A 6,699-nucleotide genomic window follows, 5' to 3' on the forward strand; every position below is an offset into this window, starting at 1 on the left:
GGCTACGCCTCCTCGGAGAACAGCGTCCGGCCCCACCAGTCGTCCTTGTCCCGGACGCCGGGCGGGACCGCGAAGACCGCCGAACCCACGTGCTGGATGTACTCGTTGAGCGCGTCTTTCGACGACAGTCGCCGCTGCAGCGGGATGAACCCCTTGCGCACGTCGCGCTGGTAGGCCAGGAAGAACAGGCCGGCGTCGAGGCGGCCGAGGCCGTCCGTGCCGTCCGTGAAGGAGTAGCCCCGGCGCAGGATCGTGATCCCGTTGTTGGAGTCGGGGTGCGCGAGCCGGACGTGGGCGTCGGGCTTCATCGCCTTCAGGAAGGGCTCGTCGTGCTCCTTGGCCCGGCCGACCGGGGCGCCCTCGCCCTTGTCGCGGCCGAAGACGTCCTCCTGCTCCTGCAGCGAGGTCCGGTCCCAGGTCTCGATGTTCATCCGGATGCGGCGGGCGACCAGGTAGGACCCGCCGGTCATCCAGGAGTCGCCCTTGCCGCCGTCGCCGTCGCCGACCCACACGAACTTCTTCAGCCGGTCCGGCTCGGTGCCCGCGATGTTGCGGGTGCCGTCCTTGAAGCCCATGAGGTTGCGGGGCGTCTGGGCGTCCGGGGTGGTGGAGGACGTCTTGCCGAAGCCGAGCTGGGACCAGCGGATGGCGACCTTGCCGAAGCCGATGCGGGCCAGGTTGCGAATGGCGTGCACGGCGACCTGGGGGTCGTCCGCGCAGGCCTGGATGCACAGGTCGCCGCCGGTACGGGTCCGGTCGAGGTTGTCGCCCGCGAACGTGGGCAGGTCGACCAGGGCTTCGGGCCGCTTGTCGGCCAGCCCGAACCGCTCGAACAGGGACGGTCCGAACCCGATGGTCAGCGTCAGCCGCGAGGGGCTGAGACCCAGCGCCTCACCGGTGTCGTCCGGGGGTGCCTCGGCCAGTCCGCCGTACGCGCCCTCGCCGACCGCGTGTCCGGCGGTCATCCGGCGGGCGGCCGCCGTCCAGTCCTTCAGCATCCGCACGAACTCGGCGCGGTCGTCGGTCTTCACGTCGAACGCGGCGAAGTGCAGCCGGTCCTGCACCGGGGTGGCGATGCCCGCCTGGTGGGCGCCGTGGAACGGGACGGCGCCGCCCGCGGCGGCGGAGGGGGCCGCGTCGTCGCCGGCCCGGGTCGCCGCCACGGCACCGCCGGCCGCGACGGCGCCGAGCGCGAGGCCGGCACCGCCCCAGCCGATCAGCGCGCGGCGGGAGGGGGAGACGGCGGGAGACGCGGCGGCGGTCTCCTGGGTGTCGGTCATGCCCGTCCTTCCTACTTCACGACCGCGGCGGCGAGCTTGGACAGCGGCTCCGCGAGGGCGTTGACCGCGTCCGACAGCTCCTTGGTCTGGTCCCCGGTGAGCTTGTCGTAGGAGACGAAGTCGTAGGAGTCCTTGCCGGAGCGGTACTTGTCGAGCAGCGTGTCCAGCGCGGCGAACTGCTTGTCCAGCTCCTTGGCCAGCGCCGGGTCGTTCTTCGCGGCGACCGGCTTGAGCAGCTCGTACGCCTTCTGCGCGCCCTCGACGTTGCCCTTGAAGTCGACCAGGTCGGTGTGCGAGTAGCGCTCCTCCTCACCGGTGACCTTGCCGGTGGCGACCTCGTCGAGCAGTTCCTTGGCGCCGTTGGCCATGGAGGAGGGGGTGATCTCGGCCTTGCCGACCCGCTCCTGCCAGTCCTTCAGGTCGGTCACCAGCTGGTCGGCGAGGGTCTTCTCCTCGGCGCCGATCTTCTTGTCGGCCCACAGGGCCTTCTCCAGGCGGTGCCAGCCGGTCCACTTCTGGCCGTCCTCCAGGCCGTCCTCGCGGACGTCGACCTTGGGGTCGATGTCGCCGAAGGACTCGGCGACCGGCTCGGTGCGCTCCCAGCCGAGGCGCGAGGGCGCGTACGCCTTCTTGGCGGCCTCCAGGTCGCCGTCCTTGACGGCCTTCACGAAGGTCCCGACGAGCGGCAGCGTCCGGTCGGCCTGGTCCTGCGCGTACTGCCGGTAGTCGGCGACGGCCTTGTCGAGCCGCGGGTCACGCTCGGCGGTCGTGCCGCCGCCGGTCACGGTGAGCTTCTGCCGGACGCCGCGGCCCTTCATGCCGGGGCGGCAGGCGATCTCGTACGAGCCGGCCTTCACCTCGGCGGTCAGCGTGTACTTGGTGCCGGGGCCGATGTTCTCCTTCTCGGAGACGATCCGGTCGTCCGGGAACAGGATCTCGACCTCGGTGGCCTTGGAGCCCTTGTTCTCTATCTTCAGCGTGACGTGCCCGGCCGGCACCGACTTGGTGGAGGTCTCGCACCTGGCGTCGGCCGCCGTGACCTGGATCGCGTCGCCGTCGGCGGCGTCGCTCTTCGCGGTGCAGGCCGAGAGGGCGGTCAGGGCGGCCACGGCGGTGGCGGCGGTGACGGACAGTCGGACGGCTCGCATGCAGGCTCCCAGCGGATCCGGTGTGGTGAGGCTGCCCTAACTTACATGAGGCTTACCTCAGTGCTACCCGCGGGGTCGTGATTCAGCTCTCACCGCGCTCCCGGCCGCTCCCCGGCGGCGCCCCCGCCCGGCGGGAGCCTGCCCGGCGGCGGTGTTTCAATTCCGGAGTGACTGATTACGACGTACTCCGCGTCTTCTGCGCGCCGAACGGCGGCTACGGCAATGAACTCGGCGTCGTGCGGGACGGCTCGGTGCTGCCCGAGCGGGGCGACCGGCAGGAGCTCGCCGCGAAACTCGGGTTCAGCGAGACCGTGTTCGTGGACGACCCCGAGCGCGGAGTGATCGACATCTACACGCCCACCCTGCGCCTGCCCTTCGCCGGCCACCCCTGCGTGGGCACCGCCTGGCTGCTGGACGTGCCCGAACTGGTCACGCCCGCCGGGGAGGTGGGCGCCCGCCTCGACGGCGAGTTCAGCTGGATCGAGGCCCGCACGGAGTGGGTCCCGCCGCGCACCCTGCGCCAGTACGCCACCGCCGCCGAGGTCGAAGCCCTCACCGTCCCCCCGCCCGGAGAGTGGATCTACGCCTGGGCCTGGGAGGACGAGGCGGCCGGCCGGGTCCGCGCCCGGGCCTTCCCCGGTCGCGACGACGGGATCGAGGAGGACGAGGCGACCGGCGCGGCGGCGCTGCTCCTCACCGACCGGCTGGGCCGCGCCCTGAACATCACCCAGGGCAGGGGCTCGCAGATTCTGACCGCTCCGCAGCCGCACGGCTGGGTGGAGGTCGGCGGACGGGTGCTGCTGGAGCGCTGAGGGGTGTTGCACAAGGCCGTGAGCTGGGCATCTCTCAGGCGCTCAGCGGGAACTGCGCGCCGAGGGCCCGGAAGACCCCGGTGTTCAGCTCGAACGCCCGCCGGCACTCCGCCACGATCCGCTGCCGCTCCAGCTCGTCCGCGGCCACGGCGTCCAGCAGCTCGCGGTAACCGCGCTTGAACGCGGCCGGGTTGGCGATGTCCTCGAAGACGTAGAAGCGGACGCCGTCGCCCTTGCGGGCGAAGCCCCAGGTGCGCTCCGCGCGGTCCCGGATGACCTGGCCGCCGGAGAGGTCGCCCAGATAGCGGGTGTAGTGGTGGGCGACGTAACCGCCGGGCCAGCCCTCGGCGCACTCCCTGACCCGGTCGGCGTACGCCCGGGTCGCGGGAAGGGCGGACAGCGTCGAGCGCCACCCGGGACCCCGCAGGTGCGCCAGGTCCCGCTCCAGCGCGGGCAGCCGCAGCAGCTCCGGCCGGACGAAGGGCCCGGCCACCGGGTCCGCCGCCAGCCGCCCGGCGGCACTCTCCAGCGCCTCGTAGACGAACCACAGCTGCTCGGTGTAGCGGGCGAACGCGGCCACGCCGAGCCGGCCGCCGAGCAGGTCGCTCATGAACGTCGAGGTCTCCGCCTCCACATGCTGCTCGTGGGACGCCGCGCGGATGACGGTCGAGAACGACTCCATGGACTCTCCTCGGTTTGCCGACCGGTTTGCCGACCTTCTGTCGGTAACTTTACCGACAAGCTGTCGGAAAAACATCAGGAGGTCGCCCCACAAGCGCCGAAGCCCGCCCCGCAAGCGCCGAAGCCGCCCCGGACGCGCGAGAAGCCCGCCCCGGACGCCGGGGCGGGCTTCGGCAGGACGGGCGGCGGGCCGTCACGGCAGGGTGAGGATCTCCGCCCCGGTCTCCGTCACGACCAGCGTGTGCTCGAACTGGGCCGTCCGCTTGCGGTCCTTGGTCACGACCGTCCAGCCGTCGTCCCACATGTCGTACTCGTACGTGCCCAGCGTCAGCATCGGCTCGATCGTGAACGTCATCCCCGGCTGCATCACGGTCGTCGCGTGCGGGCTGTCGTAGTGCGGGATGATCAGGCCGGAGTGGAAGGAGGAGCTGATGCCGTGCCCCGTGAAGTCACGGACCACTCCGTAGCCGAACCGCTTGGCGTAGGACTCGATGACCCGGCCGATGACGTTGATCTGCCGGCCCGGCCTGACCGCCTTGATCGCCCGGTTCAGGGACTCCCGGGTCCGCTCGACCAGCAGCCGGGACTCCTCGTCCACGTCACCCACCAGGTAGGTGGCGTTGTTGTCGCCGTGCACCCCGCCGATGTACGCCGTGACGTCCAGGTTGACGATGTCGCCGTCCCTGAGGACCGTCGAGTCCGGGATGCCGTGGCAGATGACCTCGTTGACCGAGGTGCACAGCGACTTCGGGAAGCCGCGGTAGCCGAGCGTGGACGGGTAGGCGCCGTGGTCGCACATGTACGCGTGGGCGACCCGGTCCAGCTGGTCCGTGGTGACACCGGGCGCGATGATCTTCGCGGCCTCCTCCATCGCCTGCGCGGCGATGCGGCCGGCGACCCGCATCGCCTCGATGGTCTCCGGGGTCTGCACCTCCGGGCCGGTGTACGGCGTCGGCGCGGGCTTGCCGACGTACTCGGGGCGGCGGATGTTCCCGGGTACCGGGCGGGTGGGGGAGAGTTCCCCTGGTACGAGCAGCGACTGGGCGGACATGTCAGCGAGTCTAACCAGCGGGCTCGGGGGAACATGTCGATGGCGAGAGGAGCTGTTCATGGCCCTGTTCAAGAAGCGCACCGTCGGTAAACCGGGCGAGTGGTACTACTGCCTGGAGCACAAGAAGGTCGAGGAGGGCCCGGACTGCCCGGGCAAGGACCGCTTCGGTCCCTACGCGAGCCCGCAGGAGGCGCAGCGCGCGATGGAGACCGCCCAGGAGCGCAACCTCGAGTGGGAGACCGACCCCCGCTGGCACGACGCACAGGGGGGCGGCCGGGACCCCGGCGAGGACTGATCACACCCGCGTGGGCGCGGTGGCGGCGCGCTGCTCGCGCAGCCGCACCGCGTGCACGTTGGTCCGGGCGTCGTAGGCCATCAGCCCGGGCAGGCACAGGGCGAGCAGCCCCATCGCGCCCGCGCAGAGCGCCCCGCCCGACCACACGGACGTCCGCACGCCCGCCCAGGCGGCGACCCCGCCGGAGCGGACCTGGCCCAGTTGCGGCCCCACCGAGTAGGACAGCAGCTCGATGCCGGCGAGCCGGCCGCGCAGCTCGTCGGGGATCGTCTGGTTCCACATCGCGCCCCGGAAGATCCCGCTGACCATGTCGCAGGCGCCGGCCACGGTCAGGAGCAGCAGCACCAGCCAGACGTCGCCGGCCAGGCCCGCGGCGGTGACCGCGAGGCCCCACAGCGCGGCCGAGAGCACCACCGCGCGGCCGTGCCGGTGCACCCGCGAGGTCCAGCCGCTCGTCACGCTGACCAGCAGCGCGCCCAGCGGGAAGGTCGCGTACATCAGGCCCAGCGACCACTCGGCGTGCAGCTCGTCGGCGAGGAACGGCAGCACGGCCAGCGGCATGGCCAGGAACATCGCCGCGAGGTCGACCGCGTAGGTGCCGAGGAGCTCCTTGCGGCTCCAGGCGTAGCGGGCGCCCTCCACGACGGCCCGCAGGTCCGGCCTGGCCGCCTCGTGGGAGGCGGGGGAGGGCGCGATGCGGACGACGAACGCCAGCGACACGGCGAAGGTCAGCAGGTCGGCGGCGTACGCCCAGCCCAGGCCCGCGTAGGCGACGACCACGCCCGCGACCGCCGGACCGGCCACCCCGCCCACGGTCCAGCGGAACGAGTTCAGGGAGGCCGCCGCGGGCAGGTGCTCGTGGGCCACGATCCGCGGCAGCAGCGAGTCCAGCGCGGGCCGCTGGACCGACACCAGCGCGGAGGAGAGCGCCGCCACCACGTACAGCGGCCACACGGCCGGACCCGGGAGCAGCGCGTTGACCAGCAGGGCGGCGCTGAGCAGGCCCTGGCCTGCCTCCGTCCACACGATCAGCCGCCGCTTGTCCAGGGCGTCGGCGAGCGCGCCGCCGTACAGCCCGAAGACGATCAGCGGGACCAGTTCCACCGCGCCGACGGCGCCCACGGCCGCCGCCGAGCCGGTCAGGTCCTTCAGCTGCACCGGCAGCGCGACGAAGGTCAGGAAGCTGCCGAAGTTGCTGATCAGGCCCGAGGCCCACAGCCTGCGGAAGTCGGCGGAGGCTTTCCAGGGCGCGAGGTCGGGCAGGAGTGCGGGCACCGCAGCATGGTCCGCTCGACCCCGGTGCCGGGCAACTCCTTTTCCGGGCGGGCGAAGGTCACCAGGGGGCGGCCGGCGGCGCCGTCAGGATCTCCGCCAGCCGCGACAGCCGGTCACGGAAGCCCCGCCGGCCCCGCGGCGAGACCCTGCTGGTGGT

At 72.2% G+C, this 6,699-nt stretch carries 7 protein-coding genes; 2 read left to right on the forward strand and 5 right to left on the reverse strand.

Translation table 11 applies throughout. The features are described 5' to 3' along the window. Window positions 1–2: 2 nt before the first annotated feature. Entirely contained in the window at window positions 3–1,280 is a 1,278-nt protein-coding gene (gene efeB, locus V7E45_RS04955) for an iron uptake transporter deferrochelatase/peroxidase subunit (protein ID WP_333772831.1), read from the reverse strand. An 11-nt stretch (window positions 1,281–1,291) separates the two neighbouring features. After that, on the reverse strand, window positions 1,292–2,428 hold the full coding sequence (efeO, locus tag V7E45_RS04960; protein ID WP_333772832.1) for an iron uptake system protein EfeO: 1,137 nt from the start codon (window positions 2,426–2,428) through the stop codon (window positions 1,292–1,294). A gap of 167 nt (window positions 2,429–2,595) precedes the next feature. Between efeO and V7E45_RS04965 the strand changes: the two genes are divergently transcribed. Next, window positions 2,596–3,240 carry a PhzF family phenazine biosynthesis protein gene (locus V7E45_RS04965; RefSeq protein ID WP_333772833.1) on the forward strand — a complete coding sequence of 215 codons (645 nt, stop codon included), beginning with the start codon at window positions 2,596–2,598 and terminating at the stop codon, window positions 3,238–3,240. Window positions 3,241–3,274: 34 nt separating this feature from the next. On the opposite strand, the gene V7E45_RS04970 is transcribed toward V7E45_RS04965, so the two are convergent. Together V7E45_RS04970 and map are read right to left on the reverse strand one after the other, a co-directional pair. Beyond that, window positions 3,275–3,922, reverse strand: coding sequence for a biliverdin-producing heme oxygenase (locus V7E45_RS04970; protein ID WP_333772834.1), 648 nt, complete (start codon window positions 3,920–3,922; stop codon window positions 3,275–3,277). Window positions 3,923–4,114: 192 nt separating this feature from the next. After that, window positions 4,115–4,972, reverse strand: a complete 858-nt coding sequence (map, locus tag V7E45_RS04975) for a type I methionyl aminopeptidase (protein WP_333772835.1) — start codon at window positions 4,970–4,972, stop codon at window positions 4,115–4,117. Window positions 4,973–5,030: 58 nt separating this feature from the next. On the opposite strand from map, the gene V7E45_RS04980 reads away from it, so the two are divergent. Continuing rightward, window positions 5,031–5,267 carry a hypothetical protein gene (locus V7E45_RS04980; protein ID WP_333772836.1) on the forward strand — a complete coding sequence of 79 codons (237 nt, stop codon included), beginning with the start codon at window positions 5,031–5,033 and terminating at the stop codon, window positions 5,265–5,267. On the opposite strand, the gene V7E45_RS04985 is transcribed toward V7E45_RS04980, so the two are convergent. Beyond that, window positions 5,268–6,542: an MFS transporter gene (locus V7E45_RS04985; RefSeq protein ID WP_333772837.1), complete on the reverse strand. Its 1,275-nt coding sequence runs from the start codon at window positions 6,540–6,542 to the stop codon at window positions 5,268–5,270. Window positions 6,543–6,699: the final 157 nt, after the last annotated feature.

Origin of the sequence: Streptomyces sp. IBSBF 3136 (assembly GCF_036815105.1) — a bacterium.
Classification (GTDB): Bacteria; Actinomycetota; Actinomycetes; order Streptomycetales; family Streptomycetaceae; genus Streptomyces.